Here is an 18,715-nt window from a genome sequence, read left to right as displayed (position 1 = left end):
ACCCGGGTGATTTCAGGCGGAAACGCTGGCCAGGTGCTGCCGCGACTTGGAGTAGAAGAAGCCAATTATCCCGAAGGTAATGACCGGGGAGAGCCATTCCGGCAGCTGAAAGCCAAAGGCGCGTAATAACATGATTATCCCCAGCGCCACGATCGAGTACATCGCCCCGTTCTTCAGATAGAGATACTTCCTGATCTGGCTGATGCCGGTGATCGTTAGCTGGCGGACGACTATGGCGCCCAGGCCGTTACCGATCAGGATCAGCGGGATCGACAGCGTAAAGGCGAACGCCCCCAGTACCCCGTCGATCGAAAAGGTGGCGTCAATTATCTCCAGGTAAAAAATCTTGCTGATATCAGAGTAGTTGCTGCCGAGCAGCTTTTTTTCGTTCTCCTCGGCGTTTTGCTTGAAGCCGTGGGTGATAAAGAAAGCGGTCGAGCCGACGATCGCCCCGAACGCCATCATCGCGTCGCGCTGCAGCGCGAACCAGGAAACCAGCGTCAGCATGAGGGAAACGACGGCGTAAAACCAGACCCCCTGACGGAGAAAGAATTTTTCCGTCTTCGGCAGGCCGAAGTTCTTGTCCTCCAGAAAAAGCCAATGGAGAAAGAGAAAGATCAGAAATATCCCGCCGCCGGCCAGGAGGATCGGAGCGGAACTTTCAACCGCCGCCACGACCGCCGGGTCGCTGGAAAAAGAGGCGGTCAGCGCGCCAAGCGGGCCGAGCGCGGGATTGACCGACCAGACAATTAACCAGGGGAGGAAACCGCGGATCACAAAGACCGCTATCAGAATGCCCCAAATCAGGAACCAGCGCCGCGCTTTTTGCCCCATCGTGGTCAGGACTTCGGCATTGATAATGGCGTTATCAATGCTCGAGATGATCTCGAACAGGCAAAGCCCGGCGATCACTAACAAGGCTGAAAAAAGGTTCATCAGGACTCTAGATCCAGCCCAGGACCGCGCCGAAAACGATCAAGCAAAGCGCGTCAAAGCCGAGGATCGCGCTGACGGCAACCACCTTATCCCGGACCTTCTTCATATCGTGGACCCAGAAACAGACCACGAAGAAGGGGAGATAACCGATCAGGAAGATCAGCCACGGCGCCCCAAGGTTCCACCACGGGAACTCCCAGGTCAGCGCGCCGACCAGGTTGAGAACGACTTCGATGCCGACGGCGAGCAGGGAATTGAGCACGGCGAAGAACCAGCGGTTCGGGATGCCCCAGATCTTCAGCTTCTTGTCGGCCGGAAGCATTTTGCAGGCGTAAACGCCCATAATGGCGAACATGAAGGTGATCTCGATATTCAGGCCGATCAATATATTGTAAGCGGTGGCGCCCGGCGTTCCCCAGACCGGAGCGAATTTATTGAAATGGAAAAAGAGCCCGTTCCAGATCTCGTTGAACCAGTCCATCCCCCACAGGGCCAGGCCGCCAAACACGATGTTCCAGTTCTTTCTTTCGACCTCGACGGAATAGATGTACAGGACGACCAGGAGCAGCGGAACAACGTACCATTGAAAATGCGCGGGATCGCGGAGGATCGCCTGGGCCTGTTTGGCACTTTCTGCTATCATTTTTCATCGCCTCCTGGGCGGATTATAGCATAATGTTTTGTTCAGCGGCGATAGTAGTCGGGTTGCCGTGGCCGGGGTAGACGGCGGTCTCGGGCGGGAGCTTGAGCAAACGCTTGAGCGAATCGACCATGGCCGCTTCGTCGGAATAGGGGAGATCGACCCGGCCGCATGTCCCGAGGAAGAGCGTGTCGCCGCTAAACAGGACTTTTTCCCGTTCATTGTAAAGCGAGATGCCGCCGGGCGAATGGCCCGGCGTGTGCATAACCGCAAAATTCAGCGTTCCGCATTCCACCTTATCCCCGTCCTGGAGCAAGCCGTCGGGCTGGGGGGCGTCGGTCGTTTTTAAGCCGAATAGGTCGGCCTGGTGCATCAGGAAGCGGGCGCCGGTCTTCTCCTTGAGCAAGCGGATCCCCTCCAGATGGTCCCAATGGCCGTGCGTGGCGACGATCAGCGTTAATTTCAGCCCGTTCTTGGCGAGCAGGGCGAGGATCTTTTCCGGTTCCCCGCCGCAATCGATGACCAACGCCTGCTTGCTCGCTTCGTCTGCCACGACATAGCAGTTGGTCCGGATCGGACCGGCCTTGAGCCGCTGGACCTTCACCCGACCAGCTCCCGGAGCTTGCCGAAATCGTCGATCAGGAAGTCCGGCTTTTGGGCGGCCAACTTTTCGCGGCTGTCGAACCCGTAGGTGACGGCGCAGGTGCGGATTCCGGCGTTCTTGCCGGTCTCGACGTCCACGGTCATGTCGCCGACGAGGAGCGTTTTTTCTTTGCTGATCCGCTCCTTTTTTACGAGTTCGTTGATCGTGCAAGGGTCGGGCTTAAGGCAGGTCGAGGAATCGCCGCCCAGGATCTGCGTGAAGTAGGGGCGTACCCCCTGTTCCTCCAGGATCAGGTGGATGAATTCGTCCCGCTTGTTGGAGAGGACGATCTTGATCTTGTCCTTGAAGTATTTAAGAGTTTCCCGGACGTGGGGGTAAAGCCGGATCTCCGGGACCCTGGCCCGGACCTGATGGTAATAACGGTCGCGCGCCTGCCGGAGCTTAGCCGGGTCGTCGCTCCCGATCGCGCCGGCGACCAGGGCTACTTCGCCAAAGCCGATGTAGCTGTTGATCTCCGCGGCGGTTTTGGGCGGGTACTTAAGTTCCTCCAGCATCGCCTGGATCGCGGCGACCGCCGCCGGCAGCGAGTCCGCCAGCGTGCCGTCAAAGTCAAAGAGGAGCAGGTCGACCGGTATCATTTGATTTTAAGTATAACATAGTGCTATTATCTACCCAAAACAGGGGGGTAAAATGAAAAAATGTTTATTGGTTGCTTTGGTGCTTGGTCTCATGGCTGGTTCGGTACTGGCGAATACGCTCAACGTTTCCGGCCGGGCGGGTATGTACAATCCCGGGTCCGGCGTCAGCTCTTCAATGATGTACGGCGTGGCGGCTGAGTACACTTTAGTGCCGAACGTTTCGCTCCGCGGCGCAGTCGATACCACCACTTACAATGACGCGCTCGGCTCGGTCACTTACATGCCGGCGACCGTCGACCTGATCTTCAGCCAGACTTTTGCCGGGGTGGTCACTCCCTACGCCGGCGCCGGTCTCGGTTACCATTCGGTCACCAGAGGCGGGTCGACCAACTCGACGACCGGTTATCAGGCGGAGATCGGGGCCAGAATGGGGGTTGGCGGATTGACGGCCGGTATTGAGTATCGCTATATGGTACCCGATGCCACCAAGTCCACTTCCACCTCCAACTCCACCGCGTACGTCCAGGGCGGTTTCTCGCAAAGCTTCAACATTTAACCGGCCGTGGAGCTAAATGGCAGTTACGCGCTGAACGCGGCCCCGCCGGCGGAATGCCAGCTTGCCCTGCTTGAGGACGGCCTGCGCGTCAAGCCCAAAGAGGGGCCGGCGCTTTTTTACTCCCTGCGCGACATTGTTGAGCTGGCCGGCGCCGACTTCCGCATTTCTCTCGTCATGTTTTCCGGCGAGAAGCTCGCCTTGAGCGAGCTGGGCTACGACTATGAGGACTTTCTCCGCACCCTGGCCAAACGGCGTAACGAACAGATTATCTCGGATCTGCTTATTAAGGAAAAGGTCCGGCTGGGCGACGTTAAGGCGGAGCTGGGCGGCGTTCCCTGCGAGCTCCGCTTATACGAAACCGCCCTGGTCATCATGCCCGACAAGGCCGAGCTGATCCGCGTGCCGCTGGCGGAGATCACGGAAAATCGCCAGGCTGATTTCCGCTTGACCGTCAAGGCCGGAGATAACCGGCAGTATGTTTTTACCATGATGGGGAGCTGGCTCGAGCCTTTCAGCCGGGAGCTGCAAACCGCTTTGGCGGAGCTCAGTTTGCGGGCCCAGGCGCTGCTCAAAGCGTTATCGCCCGGTTTGAGCCCGGAAGCGACGCGCCAACTGGCGGAACATTTTCGCGAGGGGCGGGCGGCCGCCCAAAAAGAGGTGGCAAAGCTGGCGCCCGGTCTCTGGCCGGTTTTGGAGCAGAAATTGGCCGGCGCCGTGGAGCAGGGCGACCCGCAATATTTATTTTCTTTGGCGGACCGGGAGCAGGTTTTGTTCGGTCTCAAGCGCGGCCTCGGCGGCGGCGGCGAAGCCGATTATCTCTGGGCGCTGATCCCGCTGCCCAAGCAGCGGGCGGTCGCCCTGGAAGCGGTCTCCCTGTCCGCCGAAGAAGAGGATAGCCGGGCGACATACTTTTTCCGCCTGACCGGCCAAGACGACCTGCCGCAGCTTAGCCGGGCGCTGTGCGAGATCAATTTCCGCCGCGAACCGGTCTATCTGCCGGCGGAAAAGCTGGAGGAGCCGCAATACCAGCGTTATAAATTCTCGATCGCCCGCCTGCCGGGCCTGAAGCTGCTGCGCGAGCGCTTCCTCGGCCGCGCCATCCACTCCGACGCGGAGCAGTGGAAAAAAAGTGTGGTAGAATTGCTCGGGATCGAAAGCGATAAGGAGGCCTCCTGATGGTCGGTTATAAAGTCCCCTGCCGGTATTGCCACGAATTGATCTCGTCCGACGCCAACGTCTGCCCGTTATGCGGCAAAGTGAACCCGGCCGGTTCTCCCCGCTGTCCTAAATGCCGCAACCCGCTAAAAAAAGAGTGGCAGAAATGCGAGCACTGCGGTTTGGAACTGCAAGTGAGCTGCCCCAAGTGCGGGCAGAAGACTTTTTTCGACGATTACTGCGCGGCGTGCGGCGCCCGGCTGACGGTCGTCTGCCCGAAGTGCAAAACGGAACAGCCGCCGCTGGGCGACAACTGTGCCAAATGCGGGAAACCGCTCAAGGGGGGTAAATAACGATGGCGCTCCAATCCTTTACCGATAACATGCAGGACAACTCGACCGAGGCCGGTTTTCAATTCACTTTTTATTGCGACCTCTGCCGGGAAGGGTACAAGACCAAGTTCGTGGAATGCAAGGCGACCAAGAAGGCCGGTTTCCTGAAAGGGCTGGCGGCCGGCGTCTCCATGGCGGCTTCGATGATGGGGAAATATAACGTCGGTTATAACCTGGAACGGGGAGCGGACTTGCTGACGCAGCGCTTCAGCGGGATGTCGCCCGAATGGCAAAAGGAACACGACGCGGCGTTCGAGTTAGCCCAGAACGAGGCAAAAGAGCATTTCCACCGCTGCCCCAAATGCAAAAAGTGGGTTTGCCCGACCGACTGGAACGAGCAAGAAGGCCTCTGCGTCGATGACGCGCCCCGTCAGGCGATCGAGGTCGCCGCGGCCAAAGCGAAAAAAATGGTCAAGGATATCGAAGCGCAGGCGGAAAATACCACGGTCTTCAAAGGGGAGATCAAAAGCAAGCAGACCCTCTGCCCCAAATGCGGTAAACCGGCAGGCGAGGGGAAGTTTTGCGCGAACTGCGGCTCGCCCCTGGGGCTGGTCAAATGCGCCAAGTGCGGCGCGGAAAGCCCGGCCGGGACCCGGTTCTGCGGCGAGTGCGGGACGAAGATCTAAGTCTTGTGAGTGATATCGAGGTTCAGCTCTTTTAGCGTCTCTTCCCGGCCGATCAGGACCAGGGTGTCGTTCGCCTCAATGATCGTGCTCCAGGCCGGGATCACCATGTTCTCGTTCCCCCGGCGGACCGCCAGGATCGTGACGTTGAACTTGTTGCGCAGGTCAAGATCGGCCAGCTTCCGCCCGACCCAGCTGGCCTGCGGCTTGGTCCCGATGATGGCGATGTTCTCCCCGACGTCGAAATAATCGAGCACGCCCTGGCTGGTCAGCTTGTTGACCAGCTTGATGGCGGTATCCTGCTCCGGGAAAACCACCTGGTCCACCCCGATCTTCTGCAGGATCTTGCCGTGGACGGTGTTCTGGGCCTTGCAGATGACGGTGGGGATGCCCATGCTCTTGCAGATCTGGGCGGCGACGATGTTGCTCTCCATGTTGGTCGACTCGGCGATGATCACGACGTCGCAATCGCAGACGCCGGCCTCCTTCAGCGCCGCCTCGTCGGTGATGTCGCCGACGAACGCGTGGGTCACCTGGTCCTTGATCCCCTCGATCACCGCTTCGTCCTTATCGATGGCGATGATCTCCTGCTTCTTGTAATACAATTCCCGCGCGATCTTGCTCCCGAACCGGCCGATCCCTAATACCGCGAATTGCTTTTTCATCCGATCGAAATTCCCTCCTTTGGTAACTCGACTCTCGGTTCTTTTTGGCCCATGGCCAGGGCGAGCATCAGGGTAAGCGGGCCAACCCGGCCGATGAACATCACCAGCATTATGATCAGTTTCCCGGCGGAACTCAAGTAGGGGGTGATCCCCATTGAAAGGCCGACGGTGCCGAAGGCGGAAAAGACCTCGAACGCTTCTTCCATCACGCCGAAGCTCTCCGTGTTGTTCAGGACGAAGATGGCGAGCGCCACGACCGTCAGGGCGAGAAAGGCGACGGCAAAGGAACGGCGGATCGTTTCGGCCGGCACCCGGCGGCCGAACAGCGTCGTGTTCTTAAAGCCCTTCAGCGTCGCCCAGATCGTCGCCAGGATCAGGGCGAAGGTCGTCGTCTTGATGCCGCCGCCGGTACCGCCCGGGCTGGCGCCGATGAACATCAGGAACATGGTGAACAGCGCGGTGGCCGGCACGACCTTGCCGAAATCGATCGTGTTAAACCCGGCAGTGCGCGGCGTTACCGCCTGGAAATAAGAGGCCAGGACTTTGCCCTGGAGGTTGAGCGGCCCCAGGGTCTTGGGGTTGCTCTGCTCCAGGGCGAAGATGAGGATCGTGCCGACGAACAGCAGGGCGAGGGTGGCGGTGATCGCGACCTTGGAGTGGAGCGATAATTTCTTGTGCTGCAGAATGTCGGCGATGACGATAAAACCGATGCCGCCGACGATGATCAGCGAAGTGACCGTCAGGTTGACGACCGGGTCGGTGACGTACGGCATCAGGTTGGCAAAATTGGCCGGCAGGGCGAAACCGGCGTTATTGAACGCCGAGATGGAATGGAACACGCCGTAGAGCAGCCCCTTTTTCCAGCCGAACTCGGGAAGCCAGCGGAGAAAGAGGACCAGCGCGCCGGCCCCTTCGATCAAAAAGACGATACTGAAGATCTTGCGCAGGACCCTTAAAACATCCTGGGTCGAATAGATGTTGAGCGCCTCCTGGATCATCAGCTTCTGGGAAATAAAGAGCTTTTGCCGGAAGACCAGGAGAATGAAAACGGAGAAGGTCATGTAACCAAGCCCGCCGATCTGCATCAGCCCCATCAGTACGACCAGCCCGAAAAGGGAAAAATGGACGCCGGTATCGAGCGTTACCAGCCCGGTGACGCAGGTGGCGGAGTTAGCGGTAAAGCAGGCGTCCAGTAAATCGGTCGGCGTGCCCTTGGCCGAGGAGACCGGCAGAGACAAGAGTATCCCGCCGGCCAGGATCACCAGAAAAAAACTTAAAGCGATAATAACGGGCGGCCGCAAATGGAACATTTCCCGATTATATTAATACTAATTTGTATCGAAAGCAACTTGGTGCTATGCTACTGCGCTTGATGGCCAGTTTGCTGAAAAAGCGGGTGTCTTTATTTGGTTCGATCACCGGTCGGTTGAAACGGCTCTTTATCGGTGAAGCGCGCAACCCGCTTGACCGCTCGGTTTTTCAACACCTTTCCCTGATCGCTTTTTTTGCCTGGGTCGGTCTCGGGGCCGACGGTTTGTCTTCTTCCTGCTACGGACCGTCGGAAGCTTTTATCACGCTCGGTAAACACCATTTTCTCGGTCTGCTGGTCGCCCTGGCGACCGCGGTCACGATTTTTGTCATTGCCGAAAGCTATTCCCAGATCGTCGAACTGTTCCCGACCGGCGGCGGCGGTTATATCGTCGCCAGCCATTTGCTTACGCCGGTGGTCGGCATGTTCTCCGGCTGCGCTTTGTTGATCGACTATGTTCTGACGATCACCCTCTCGATCGCCAGCGGCGCCGACGCGTTGTTCAGCCTGCTGCCGCCCGATTGGCTGATCTGGAAGGTCCCTTTTGCCCTGGCGGCTTTGGTCATCCTGATCGTCCTTAACCTGCGCGGGGTCAAGGAGTCGGTAATGGTGCTGATGCCGATCTTCATGCTCTTTGTCCTGACGCACGCGTTCGTTATTATCTTCGCCCTGGTCACCCATTTGTTCAATCTGCCGGAAGTCGCCCGGGCGACGGCGGTCGATGTCCGCAGCTCTACCGCTGAACTCGGTTTTCTCGGGATGGTCTTTTTGCTGCTGCGCGCCTACAGCATGGGGGCGGGGACTTACACCGGGATCGAAGCGGTCAGCAACGGTTTACCGATCCTGAAAGAGCCGAAGGTCCAGACGGCCAAAAAGACGATGAAGTATATGGTGATCTCGCTGGCGTCGGTCGTGCTCGGTTTGATGTTCGCCTACGCGCTTTACCAGGTTGCACCGGTGGAGGGTAAAACGATCAACGCGGTCCTGTTCGAACGGGTCGCCGGCAATTGGGGGATATTCGGCCTGACCTTTATTTTAGTCACCCTGGTGTCGGAGGCGGCGATCCTTTTTGTCGCCGCCCAGGCAGGCTTTATAGACGGCCCCCGGGTGCTGGCCAATATGGCGGCCGACCGCTGGGTGCCGAAACGTTTCGCTTTATTGTCCGACCGGTTGGTTTCGATGAACGGGATATTGATCATGGGGATCGGGGCGTTGATCCTGATGGTCGCGACCGGCGGGTCGGTCGGTTACCTGGTCGTGCTTTACAGCATTAACGTTTTTATCACTTTTTGCCTTTCCCAGGTGGGGATGGTCAAGCATTGGTGGGAAGTCCGCCGCACGGTCAAGGACTGGCGGACCAAACTGGCGATCAACGGGATCGGCCTGCTGTTGACCGGCTTTATCCTGGTCTCGGTGGTCGTGGTCAAGTTCTTTGAGGGGGGCTGGATCACCCTGCTGATCACCGGTACCCTGGCGGCGCTGATGGTCCTGATCAAACAGAACTACGAGCAAGTCGACGAACAGATCAAGAAACTCGACGAGATCGTCGACGAGGTCGAGGCCAGTCAGCCGGTCCGGGATATCCCCGAGGTCGCGAAGAAAGAGGTGAACCGGCAGGACCGGACAGCGATCGTTTTGGTCAAGGATTTTAACGGCGCGGGGCTGAAGACGATCTTCCATATTTTTCCGTCGTTCCTGACGCCGTTCCGTAATTTTGTTTTTGTCCAGGTCGGGCTGATCGATTCGGCCGCGTTCAAGGGGACGGAAGAGCTGGACCGGGTCCAGCGCAAGGTCTCCGGCGAGCTGCAGCGCTACGTTGAATTAATGAGAAGGCACGGCTACCACGCGGAAGCGCACGCCCTTTACGGGATCGACACGGTCGAAGAGATCGAAAAGTTCGTGCCCGAACTGCTAGCGCGTTATCCCAACGCGACTTTTTTCGGCGGGCAGATAATTTTCCCCAAAACGGCGATCGTCGCGAACATTTTGCACAACCACACGCTTTTTGCCCTGCAGCGGCGCCTGTACGAAATGAAACTCCACCTTTATGTCCTGCCGGTCGAGCTTACACCGGTGGTTTATTCTGGTATAATTAGCCCATCATGAGCAAGGAAGCCCAGCGCCTCGAGTCGTACCGCCGGACCGTCGCCGTCGTCGTTTCCGTGGTCGTCATCCTGCTGTCATTTTTGATCGTTCGGCCGTTCCTGGTGGCGATCCTCTCGGCCGCCGCGCTCGCTTACATCTTTTACCCGCTTTACCTGAACATCCTCCGCTACCTGCCGAAAAAGATCCGGGCCAAGGAGCTTGGTTCGGTCCTGACCTGCCTTTTTATCGTTACTTTAGTGCTGATCCCGACCATTTTTATCACCGTGGTGCTGACCGCGGAGATGAAAAGCGGTTATTTATTCCTGCAAAACTTCTTAACCGACCAGCAGCCGCTGAACAACTTGCCGCCGGCGCTCAGCCAGTGGTCGGCCTATCTGCCGCAGTTCAAAGAGGTGGCGACCGATCTGGCGGGCCAGCTGATCGGCGTGGTCCAGGGAGTACTGAAAAGCGTTCCCGGGGTCATTCTCAATATCTTTATCACCGTCTTTTCGATGTATTATTTTCTTAAGCACGGTAAAGACCTTTACAAGTTCTTTTCCGAGCTGGTGCCGCTGCCGGAAGGCCGGTACAAGCAGATATTGCTCCGTTTCGACGATCTGAGCCGGGGGATGATCATGGGGCAGATCGTCGTCGGCTTGGTGCAGGGGACGCTGGCCTGGCTCGGTTTCTGGGCACTGGGAGTCCCCAACCCGGTCCTGCTCGGGTTCCTGACCGCGATCATCTCCATTATCCCGCTGCTCGGCGCGGCCGTCGTTTGGATGCCGGTGGCGCTTTACCTGGTCTTTGTCGGGATGATGTCCGGCGCCTACTGGCCGGCGATCGCGCTTTTTATCTACGGCACGTTCGTCATCAGCCTGATCGATAATTTCCTCAAACCGAAGATCGTCGGCGACCGGGCCAAGATCCACCCGCTGGTCATCCTGTTCGGGATCCTGGGCGGCATCCAGCTGTTCGGTATCCCCGGCATTCTGATCGGCCCGCTCATCCTGACGATCTTCGACGTCGTCATCGAGATCTACAAGGAGACCCTTTAACCGATGCCGGAACTGCCCGAAGTCGAAACTGTCCGGCGCGGCCTGCAGCAGAGCATCGTGGGGAAGACGATCGCCGCTTTTACCTGTGATACTAAAAAAATGCTGAACCGGCCGCTCGCTTTCTACCGGAAAACCTTGCCCGGTCTCCGGGTGCAGAGCGTCGACCGCCGGGCCAAGATGCTGATCATCAAATTGACCGACGGCTGGAACATCCTCGGCCACCTGAAGATGACCGGCCAGCTGGTCTTTCGCGGCGGCCACCGGAGCGTTGTCGGCGGTCATCCGATCAAAGAGGGATTCGAAAAAGACCCGAACCGGTTCACGCACGCAACCTTGACCTTCCGGGACAAGAGCCGCCTCTTTTTCAATGATGTCCGGAAGTTCGGCTGGCTCCGGCTTTTTACCGATGACGATCTGGTGAAACAGCTTGACCACGACCTGGGGCCGGAACCGCTCGACCACCACTTTACGCTCGAGGTCTTTCGCCGGGAGCTGGCCAAACGGCCGAACGAACGGATCAAGCAGTTCCTGATGGACAACAAGCACGTGGTCGGCATCGGTAACATCTACAGCGACGAGATCTGCTATTTTGCCCGGGTCCGGCCCGACCGCCGGGTCAAAAGCCTGAAAGGGCCGGAAGTCGCCCTGCTGTTCCGGGGGATCAAGAACATCCTGACGGAAGCGATCAAGTACGAAGGAACCTCGATCAGCGATTACGTCAACGCGCAGGGCGAGGCGGGGGCGTACACTAAGAAGCTCCGGGTCTACGGCCGTTACGATGAGAAATGCTACGGTTGCGGCGGCACGGTCAAGCGGCAGAAGATCGGCGGACGGACGTCGTCGTTCTGCCCGGGGTGCCAAAAATGAAGTTGAACCCGACCAAGATCGTTTGCGTCGGCCTGAACTACAAGGACCACGCGGCGGAGCTGAAAATGCCGCTGCCGGCCGAGCCGGTCCTTTTCCTGAAACCGCCGAGCGCCCTGATCTTTAGCGGCGAAGCGGTCGTCTATCCGCCGCAGACCCGGGAGCTCCATTACGAGGCCGAACTGGCGATCGTGATCCGCGACCGCTGCAAGAACGTCAGCGTGGAAGAGGCGGCGAACCACATCCTCGGTTTTACTTGCGGCAACGACATCACCGCCCGCGACCTGCAGCGGCAGGACGGGCAATGGACCAGGGCCAAGTCGTTCGACACTTTTTGCGCCCTCGGTCCGCGGATCGTCAAAGAGGTCGATCCGGACAACTTGCGGATCAAGTTATTGCTCAACGGGCGGGTCAAGCAGGACTCCAGCACCGCCAACATGATCTTCAGCGTCGATCAGCTGGTCTCGTTCGTTTCGCAGGTGATGACGCTCGAACCGGAAGATGTTATCATGACCGGCACTCCCCCCGGCGTCGGCCCGATGGAACGGGGGGATACGGTCGCGGTGGAAATTGCCGGGATCGGCAGATTGGAGAATAACGTCACATGAGCAAAATAACCGGTTACGCGCGCCAGGACGAACCGACCTGGCTTTATATTTCGCTGGCCTTGCTGGCGCTGGGCGTGATCGCCGCGCTCCTGTACGGCGGGTCGGCGTTCTACCGCTGGGTCGAGAGCGGCAGCGCCGCGCGGCTGAAAGCCGCCGAAACGAAGCCGGCGGAGATCAAGGTCGCGCAGCCGGCGGTCGAGGTCAAGGCGGCGGTCGGCCCGGCCGGCGCGCTGGGCGGCGTCACGGTGGAAAGGATCACTTTTACTTCCGAGCTGGACGAGGACAACCAGCCGAGCGACGACCTCAGCGAACTATCCACGGCCGACACCAACACTCTTTATTGTTCCACCCGGATCAAGAGCGATAAGGCCCAGGCTGTCCGCCACGTCTGGCTGCGGCCGGACGGCAAGATCGCCGCCGACATCACCCTCCATTTGGGGACGCAGACGGTCGACACTTACAGCTACATTAGCTTGTACGGGGCGCAAAAAGGGGATTGGCAAATGCAAGTGAGAAACGAACGGGACGAAGTGGTCGCCGGGAAGACGTTTAAGATCAGCTAGCCTTCAATTCCCCGTTGCGGAAATCGATCACCAGGATATTCCCCGCCCGCAGTTCCACGCTGTCGGTCGCGTCAAGCTTGGCGGTCACGTTGAAACGGTCGGCGATCGCGCTGACGGTCTCGCCATCGCGGACGCGATGGAAGTAGACCGGGACCCGGGCGGCGATACTGGAGGCGAAAGTTGTTGCAGTACCCATTACATTATCTTATTCGCAAGATCAGCCGCAAAACTTGCGTTAAATTATGCTAAAATATCTTTTACTTGGGCCCGTGGCGCAACTGGATAGCGTATTTGCCTCCGAAGCAAAGGGTTGCGAGTTCGAATCTCGCCGGGCCCAAGTTTTTTATCATGGATTTCATCAAATTCCTCGGGACTGCCGGCGCCCGGATCGTCGTGGCCAGGCAGTTGAGGGCCTCCGGCGGGATCTGGCTGTCGCTGGACGGGACCAATCTATTAATTGATCCCGGCCCGGGCGCGCTGGTCCGCTGCCTCCGTTCCCGCCCCAAACTTGATCCGACCACGCTGGACGGGATCGTCCTCTCCCATAAGCACCTGGACCACGCGGCCGACATCAACGTGATGATGGAAGCGCTGAGCCTGGGCGGCCGGGCGAAGAAGGGGACGGTCCTGGCGCCGGCCGACGCGTTCGGGGGAACGGACCCGGTCATCTATAAGTACGTCCGCTCGTACGTGAAAAAGCTCGCCGTGCTAAAGGAGCGGCGAACGCGGCGGATCGGCAACCTGGCGGTCACGGCAGCGGTCAGGCACCGGCACGGCGGAGAGACTTACGGCCTGATCATCAAAGGGCGGCGGCGCACCGTCTCTTATATCACCGACACGAAATATTTTCCGGAGCTGGCGCGGCGCTACCGGCCCGACGTCGTGATCATCAGCGTGCTTAGCCCCCAACCGACGCCGTTCGATCACCTCTCGGTCGAGGACGCGCGGCTGATCATCAAGGCGCTCAAGCCCAAGGTTACCATTCTGACCCATTTTGGCCTGCTGATGATCAAGGCCGGTCCGCGACGGGTCGCGGCGCGGCTCGGCGCGGAGCTGAAGCGCAAAGTGCTCGCCGCCGGCGACGGCCTGACATTCCCCCTTTGACCGAAAAAAGTTTATATGATATATTACTGCTGCGATGCAGAAGAACATTAACCAGCTGAGATTCCTCGCGCTGCTTGCCACGGTCGGGATCTCCGTATACATTATAATGCAGCTGCCGATCACCCTCGGGCTTGACCTGCAGGGCGGCACCCGGCTGGTGCTCGAAGGGCAGGACACCGCCAAGGTCAAGATCTCCGATGACGCCATGGCCGGCGTCGCGGCCGTGATCCGCAACCGGATCGACGCGCTCGGCGTGACCGAACCGACGATCCAGCGCAAGGGAAAAGACCAGGTGATCGTAGAGCTCCCCGGCATCAAGGATCCCGAACGGGCGATCAAGGTGATCGGCGATACCGCTCTCCTTGAGTTCGTGGAGGCGGAGTGGTCGCCGGGCGATTCGCGCACCGTGTCGGCCGAGAAGATCAAGGAGTTTTACGGGCCGGACGCCCGGCTCGATTTCGTTAAGGAAATGCAGGGCGGCCGGGTCGAGAGCGAGCGGCCGATCATCCTTAAAAAGACCGTTTTGACCGGCGCGGACCTGAAAGGGGCCTGGCCGGGGCTGGACCAGTACGGGAACCCGGTCGTCGATATCGAGTTCAACGGCAAAGGGGCGGAGATCTTCGGCGAGGTGACCGCCCGTTCGGTCAACAAGCCGATCGCCATCATCCTCGACCGGAAGATCATTTCCGCGCCCAACGTTCGCGAACCGATCCCCTCCGGTAAAGCGCAGATCTCCGGCAGTTTTGCCGCGCAGGACGTCCAGGACCTGGTCATCAAGCTGAAGGCGGGCGCCCTGCCGATCCCGGTCAGGCTGATCGAGACCCGGGTCGTCGGCCCGTCGCTCGGCCGCGATTCGATCGACCGGAGCAAGATCGCCGGCGTCATCGGCTTTGCCATCATTATCGCTTTCATGGTCCTGTATTACCGCTTGCCCGGTTTCCTGGCCGACATCGCCTTATTAATATATGTACCGCTGACGCTGGCCGGCCTCTGTCTTTTCCGGGCAACCTTGACTTTGCCCGGCATTGCCGGCTTCCTGTTGTCGATCGGCATGGCGGTCGACGCCAACGTCATCATCTTTGAGCGGTTAAAAGAGGAGCTCCGGCTCGGCAAGACGATCAAGGCGTCGGTCGAAGCCGCTTTCCAGCGGGCGTTCGCGGCGATCCTCGATTCCAACGTCACCACGATCATCGGCGCGGTCACCCTTTTCTTCGTCGGGACCGGCACGATCAAGGGCTTCGCCGTCACGCTGACGGTCGGCATCATCGCTTCGATGTTCACGGCGCTGACGCTCACGCACATGATGATGAACATGCTGGTTGACGCCAAGATCGTGACCAAGCCGGAATCGAAGCTGCTATATAAATAATATGGATATAATTAAGAACACTAAAGTCTGGTTCCTGATCTCAGCCGTCTTGCTGGCGGGAGCGCTTTTTGCCTTCGGCTTTAATATCTTTGTCCACGGCAAGCCGATGAACTTCGGGATCGATTTTACCGGCGGCACCCTGCTGAACCTCCGCTTTGAAAAGCCGGTCAACGTCGCCGCGATCCGCGGCGTGCTCGACGAGTTCAGGCTGGGGGAGAGCGTGATCCAGAAATCGGGCGACAGCGATATCCTGGTCCGGACCGTGCCGCTGGAGAGCGAGACCCGGGCGGCGATCATCTCCACCCTGACGACCAAGGTCGGCACCTCCGAGATCCTGGAGGCGGACATCATCGGGCCGTCGGTCGGCAACGAGCTGACGAACCAGGCGCTCTGGGCGCTGCTGGTCGCTTCGATCGGCATCATCATCTACGTCTCGTTCCGCTTTGAGTTCGGCTACGCGCTGGCGGCGCTGCTGGCTTTGTACCATGACGCCATCATTACTACCGGGATCATGGCGCTGCTCTTCCGGACGATCGACGTCACCTTCGTGGCGGCGATCCTGACGATCATGGGCTATTCGATCAACGATACCATCGTTATCTTCGACCGGATCCGCGAGAACCTGAAAAAGCCGGCGCTGGCCAAGAAAAAGTTCGGCGAGCTGGTCAACATCAGCATCTGGGAGACGATGGCCCGTTCGATCAATACCGTGTTGACCGTCATCGTCATCGTCCTTTGCCTCCTGCTGCTCGGCGGCGAGACGCTGCGCGAATTCTCCCTGACGCTGCTGATCGGCTTCTCGCTCGGGATGTGCTCTTCGATCTTCGTCGCCCCGCCGCTTCTGGTCATCTGGCACCAGTGGGAATCGAAGCGCTAAAGTACGGTTTCCTCGGCCTCGTCCAGGGGCTAACGGAATTCCTGCCAGTATCCTCGCAAGGCCATCTACTGATCGCTTACCGTTTTTTCGGCTTGACCGAGAACCTCGCTTTCGACACGGTCGTCCACCTGGCAACGGCGCTGGCGGCGGCCGCCTATTTCTGGCGCGACCTCATGGCGATGTTACGAGTCACGAGTCGCGAGTCGCGAAAGATGCTTGGCCTGGTTCTGGTTGCGACGGTGATCACCGGCGTGCTGGGGATCGGCTTTAAGGATTTCTTTGAGGCCTTGTTCGCCGATTTTCGCTACGTCGGCCCGTTCTTTATCGTGACCGGGATGGTGATACTCCTTGGCGAATGGCTAGGGACTAGGTACCAGGGGCTGGGGACCAGGGGAGAAGAACGGATGAACTGGCAGGATGCTTGCTTGATCGGGTTGGCGCAGGGGGCGGCGATCATTCCGTCGCTGTCGCGGTCGGCCATGACGATCTCGGCCGGTCTGGCCTGCGGTCTGGAACGCCGGCTGGCCGCCCGGTTCGCTTTCATTATCGCCATTCCGGCGATCGCCGGAGCCGGTTTGCTGCAAAGCAAGGCGATCTTCAAGGCCGGAACGATCGGGATCGGCGCCTGGCCGCTGCTGCTCGGTTTTCTGGCCGCCCTGATCTCGGGCTGGCTGGCGATCAAGCTTTTTATGACCCTGATCGAGCGGACCAGCATCCGGGTTTTTGCCTATTATTGTATCGTTCTGGGTCTGGCGGTCATGCTGATCGGCGCACTGGTCACTCCGGCTCAGGCGGCGGTTAAAAAACCGGCCAAAAAAGTTACGGTCAAGAAGAAAGCCCCGGCCAAGAAAAAGGTCAAGAAACGGCGGGTCCGCCGGCCTTATTACCCTTTAGGTTCGCGGCCTAAATTCCCGGTCGCGGCCGCAGAAAAGCCCAGGCCGGAACCGGCGCCTGCGCCGATCATCATGCCGCCTGTCCCCGAGAGAAAGCCGGAGGGAAAAGCGGGCTGGTTCGCGGAAGGCGGATTAGCCGGCGGAGCGCTGGCGATCACAGGGGGCTATGGCAAGCAATTCAGCGATAAACTATATGTAAGCGGCGCGGCCGGGTACGCCGTTGGCAGCGGATTCGGTATTGTCGTGCTCGATCCGGTCAGGGTAAGTTACGACTTGGGGAATTATTATGTAGGGGCGGGGTTGAACTACGCCATGTATTCCAAGCTGGTCAAGAATATTCCCGGACTGGGGAATATCAGCGAAAAGAACCTGGCCGGTATCGAGCTGCTTGGCGGACTGAAGATCAATGAACGGTTGTCCGCCCGGCTCGGCTACAGCACCTGCCTCGGCCTGCGGGTCTCGGCCGGTTACCTGTTTTAAAATATGGCTGCCGGGGTATTGACAAAACAGCCGGTTAATCATAAAATGACTCATTCTTCCTAGGAGGGAAACTATGTCTAAAAAGGTTTGGTCCGGTCTGTTTGGGTTCCTGGGTTTCTTGCTCATCGCGGTCGTTGTTGCCTCCTCGTTCGGTTGCGCCACCACCAGCTCCGGCGGAAAAGTTGATCCGGGTATATTGACCACGGAAGCGGTCACGATCAGCGGATCGGCCAGCTATTCCGGCGGCGTGGTCGACATTTCGCTCGGCGCCCTGATCGTTTCCGGCGAAGCGATCACGGTGGAAGCCTCCAAGTTCTCCATCTTTGTCGGCAAGTCCGGCACGGCGACCTCCGAATGGAAGAGCGTCGACTTTACCGTCCCCGGCTCGGACACCAAGAAGCCGATCGACGTCGCTTTTATCCTGGACAACACCGGCAGCATGTCGGGCCGGATCAAGGCCGTCAAGGACAGCATCGCCGCTTTTGCCGCTTCCCTTGAGGCGGGCGGCGTTGACGCGACTTTCGGCGCCGTCGCTTTCGGCGATTATTCCGTTTCCAAGGAAGCGATGAAAGGCCAGACCGTGGAATTTGACGATATCGACCTGACCAACGCGACCTCGCTCGGCGCCTGGCTCAACGTGCTGCCTGGCTGGTGGGGCGGCGACGGTCCGGAAAATCCCCTCGACGGCGTGATGTACGCGTACAACAACTTTACTTGGCGGTCGGGGGCCCAGAAAGTGTTCGTGGTCATCACCGACGTCAACTGCCACCAGGTCGCTTCCAATGAGTACGGCAACGCCAATTACCCCAACGACGACCTGACCGGTTCGCCGATCAGCGCCTACAATATTGCCCTGGTCGTCAACGCCCTGAAGGGGAAAGGCGTCGTCCACGTTATCAGCTATGACTATACCTACGATTACACTCTGACCGGCCGCCCGTACGGCGACACCCGCCAGCTGGCGGATGGTTTAGGCCGCGGGCTCCTCACGCCGGAAGCCAATACCGGCGGGCGCTGGGCCGAGCTGGCATCCAGCGGCAACGTCGACCTGACCTCGCTGGGGATCTCGGAGATCCTGTCCCGCAGCTACGCGTTCCGCTTCAGCTATACGTTTGAGGCCGGGACCTGGTTCATCCACATCCTGGTCGACACGGACGGCGACGGCGTGTTCGACAGCGACCTGGTCATCAGCGTGGTCGTCGCGGCCGGCGCGTCGGTCCCGCAGACCAAGGTCTTGGGCTTGACGCCGCTCGCGGCGCCGGAAGGGACCAAGAACTAAGACCTTCCGCTCTATTAGTC

General features: G+C 59.2%; 21 protein-coding genes and 1 tRNA gene. 15 read left to right on the top strand and 7 right to left on the bottom strand.

Translation table 11 applies throughout. The features are described from left to right. Window positions 1-12: 12 nt before the first annotated feature. From WC529_01175 to WC529_01160, 4 genes are read right to left on the bottom strand one after another with little or no spacing between them, the layout of a single operon-like run. Complete coding sequence (locus WC529_01175; GenBank protein ID MFA5112887.1) at window positions 13-936, bottom strand: DUF475 domain-containing protein; 924 nt, start codon at window positions 934-936, stop codon at window positions 13-15. A gap of 7 nt (window positions 937-943) precedes the next feature. Further along, a complete protein-coding gene (locus WC529_01170; GenBank protein MFA5112886.1) occupies window positions 944-1,579 on the bottom strand; it encodes a hypothetical protein in 636 nt (211 codons plus the stop codon). Between the two features lie 22 nt (window positions 1,580-1,601). Beyond that, window positions 1,602-2,180 (bottom strand): MBL fold metallo-hydrolase, encoded by a 579-nt coding sequence (locus WC529_01165; protein MFA5112885.1) that lies wholly within the window; start codon window positions 2,178-2,180, stop codon window positions 1,602-1,604. Next, window positions 2,177-2,818, bottom strand: coding sequence for an HAD-IA family hydrolase (locus tag WC529_01160; protein MFA5112884.1), 642 nt, complete (start codon window positions 2,816-2,818; stop codon window positions 2,177-2,179). Before WC529_01160 ends, WC529_01165 begins: the two co-directional genes overlap by 4 nt. A gap of 52 nt (window positions 2,819-2,870) precedes the next feature. Between WC529_01160 and WC529_01155 the strand changes: the two genes are divergently transcribed. Genes WC529_01155 through WC529_01140 form a run of 4 tightly spaced genes read left to right on the top strand, consistent with a single transcriptional unit; the run spans window position 2,871 to window position 5,547 of the window. Further along, complete coding sequence (locus WC529_01155; GenBank protein ID MFA5112883.1) at window positions 2,871-3,374, top strand: hypothetical protein; 504 nt, start codon at window positions 2,871-2,873, stop codon at window positions 3,372-3,374. Between the two features lie 6 nt (window positions 3,375-3,380). Further along, on the top strand, window positions 3,381-4,550 hold the full coding sequence (locus tag WC529_01150) for a hypothetical protein (GenBank protein ID MFA5112882.1): 1,170 nt from the start codon (window positions 3,381-3,383) through the stop codon (window positions 4,548-4,550). Next, on the top strand, window positions 4,550-4,882 hold the full coding sequence (locus tag WC529_01145) for a zinc ribbon domain-containing protein (GenBank protein MFA5112881.1): 333 nt from the start codon (window positions 4,550-4,552) through the stop codon (window positions 4,880-4,882). Before WC529_01150 ends, WC529_01145 begins: the two co-directional genes overlap by 1 nt. Before the next feature lie 2 nt (window positions 4,883-4,884). Continuing rightward, on the top strand, window positions 4,885-5,547 hold the full coding sequence (locus WC529_01140) for a zinc ribbon domain-containing protein (GenBank protein ID MFA5112880.1): 663 nt from the start codon (window positions 4,885-4,887) through the stop codon (window positions 5,545-5,547). Here WC529_01140 and WC529_01135 read toward each other — a convergent pair. Both WC529_01135 and WC529_01130 read right to left on the bottom strand, forming a co-directional pair. Continuing rightward, window positions 5,544-6,209, bottom strand: coding sequence for a TrkA family potassium uptake protein (locus tag WC529_01135; GenBank protein ID MFA5112879.1), 666 nt, complete (start codon window positions 6,207-6,209; stop codon window positions 5,544-5,546). The genes WC529_01140 and WC529_01135 overlap by 4 nt on opposite strands. After that, window positions 6,206-7,519, bottom strand: coding sequence for a TrkH family potassium uptake protein (locus WC529_01130; GenBank protein MFA5112878.1), 1,314 nt, complete (start codon window positions 7,517-7,519; stop codon window positions 6,206-6,208). Before WC529_01130 ends, WC529_01135 begins: the two co-directional genes overlap by 4 nt. Window positions 7,520-7,581: 62 nt before the next feature. Between WC529_01130 and WC529_01125 the strand changes: the two genes are divergently transcribed. From WC529_01125 to WC529_01105, 5 genes are read left to right on the top strand one after another with little or no spacing between them, the layout of a single operon-like run. Continuing rightward, the gene (locus WC529_01125; GenBank protein ID MFA5112877.1) at window positions 7,582-9,624 is read left to right on the top strand and encodes an APC family permease; all 2,043 of its coding nucleotides are present in this window, start codon (window positions 7,582-7,584) and stop codon (window positions 9,622-9,624) included. Next, a complete protein-coding gene (locus tag WC529_01120; GenBank protein ID MFA5112876.1) occupies window positions 9,621-10,658 on the top strand; it encodes an AI-2E family transporter in 1,038 nt (345 codons plus the stop codon). The genes WC529_01125 and WC529_01120 overlap by 4 nt, the downstream gene beginning before the upstream one ends. Window positions 10,659-10,661: 3 nt before the next feature. Continuing rightward, on the top strand, window positions 10,662-11,525 hold the full coding sequence (gene mutM, locus WC529_01115; protein ID MFA5112875.1) for a bifunctional DNA-formamidopyrimidine glycosylase/DNA-(apurinic or apyrimidinic site) lyase: 864 nt from the start codon (window positions 10,662-10,664) through the stop codon (window positions 11,523-11,525). Beyond that, a complete protein-coding gene (locus WC529_01110) occupies window positions 11,522-12,130 on the top strand; it encodes a fumarylacetoacetate hydrolase family protein (protein ID MFA5112874.1) in 609 nt (202 codons plus the stop codon). Before mutM ends, WC529_01110 begins: the two co-directional genes overlap by 4 nt. Continuing rightward, window positions 12,127-12,693: a DUF2914 domain-containing protein gene (locus tag WC529_01105; protein ID MFA5112873.1), complete on the top strand. Its 567-nt coding sequence runs from the start codon at window positions 12,127-12,129 to the stop codon at window positions 12,691-12,693. Before WC529_01110 ends, WC529_01105 begins: the two co-directional genes overlap by 4 nt. Here the strand turns inward: WC529_01105 and WC529_01100 are convergent. After that, a complete protein-coding gene (locus WC529_01100; GenBank protein ID MFA5112872.1) occupies window positions 12,686-12,889 on the bottom strand; it encodes a LysM domain-containing protein in 204 nt (67 codons plus the stop codon). The two genes, WC529_01105 and WC529_01100, sit on opposite strands and share 8 nt — an antisense overlap. 67 nt (window positions 12,890-12,956) lie before the next feature. On the opposite strand from WC529_01100, the gene WC529_01095 reads away from it, so the two are divergent. The 6 genes from WC529_01095 to WC529_01070 all read left to right on the top strand — a co-directional run bounded on the left by WC529_01095 (window position 12,957) and on the right by WC529_01070 (window position 18,695). After that, a tRNA-Arg gene (locus WC529_01095) sits at window positions 12,957-13,030 on the top strand. Between the two features lie 11 nt (window positions 13,031-13,041). Then, window positions 13,042-13,797 (top strand): MBL fold metallo-hydrolase, encoded by a 756-nt coding sequence (locus WC529_01090; protein MFA5112871.1) that lies wholly within the window; start codon window positions 13,042-13,044, stop codon window positions 13,795-13,797. Between the two features lie 34 nt (window positions 13,798-13,831). Further along, on the top strand, window positions 13,832-15,166 hold the full coding sequence (secD, locus tag WC529_01085; GenBank protein ID MFA5112870.1) for a protein translocase subunit SecD: 1,335 nt from the start codon (window positions 13,832-13,834) through the stop codon (window positions 15,164-15,166). 1 nt (window position 15,167) lies between these two features. Beyond that, entirely contained in the window at window positions 15,168-16,043 is an 876-nt protein-coding gene (secF, locus tag WC529_01080; protein MFA5112869.1) for a protein translocase subunit SecF, read from the top strand. After that, entirely contained in the window at window positions 16,025-17,416 is a 1,392-nt protein-coding gene (locus WC529_01075; protein MFA5112868.1) for an undecaprenyl-diphosphate phosphatase, read from the top strand. Before secF ends, WC529_01075 begins: the two co-directional genes overlap by 19 nt. A gap of 73 nt (window positions 17,417-17,489) precedes the next feature. After that, the gene (locus tag WC529_01070) at window positions 17,490-18,695 is read left to right on the top strand and encodes a vWA domain-containing protein (protein MFA5112867.1); all 1,206 of its coding nucleotides are present in this window, start codon (window positions 17,490-17,492) and stop codon (window positions 18,693-18,695) included. Window positions 18,696-18,715 lie beyond the last annotated feature (20 nt).

It is taken from the genome of Candidatus Margulisiibacteriota bacterium (assembly GCA_041650855.1).
Taxonomy (GTDB): Bacteria; Margulisbacteria; WOR-1; order O2-12-FULL-45-9; family XYB2-FULL-48-7; genus JALOPZ01.
The sequence above is the reverse complement of the archived record's forward strand: the minus strand, read 5'-3'. Positions and strand labels throughout refer to the sequence as shown.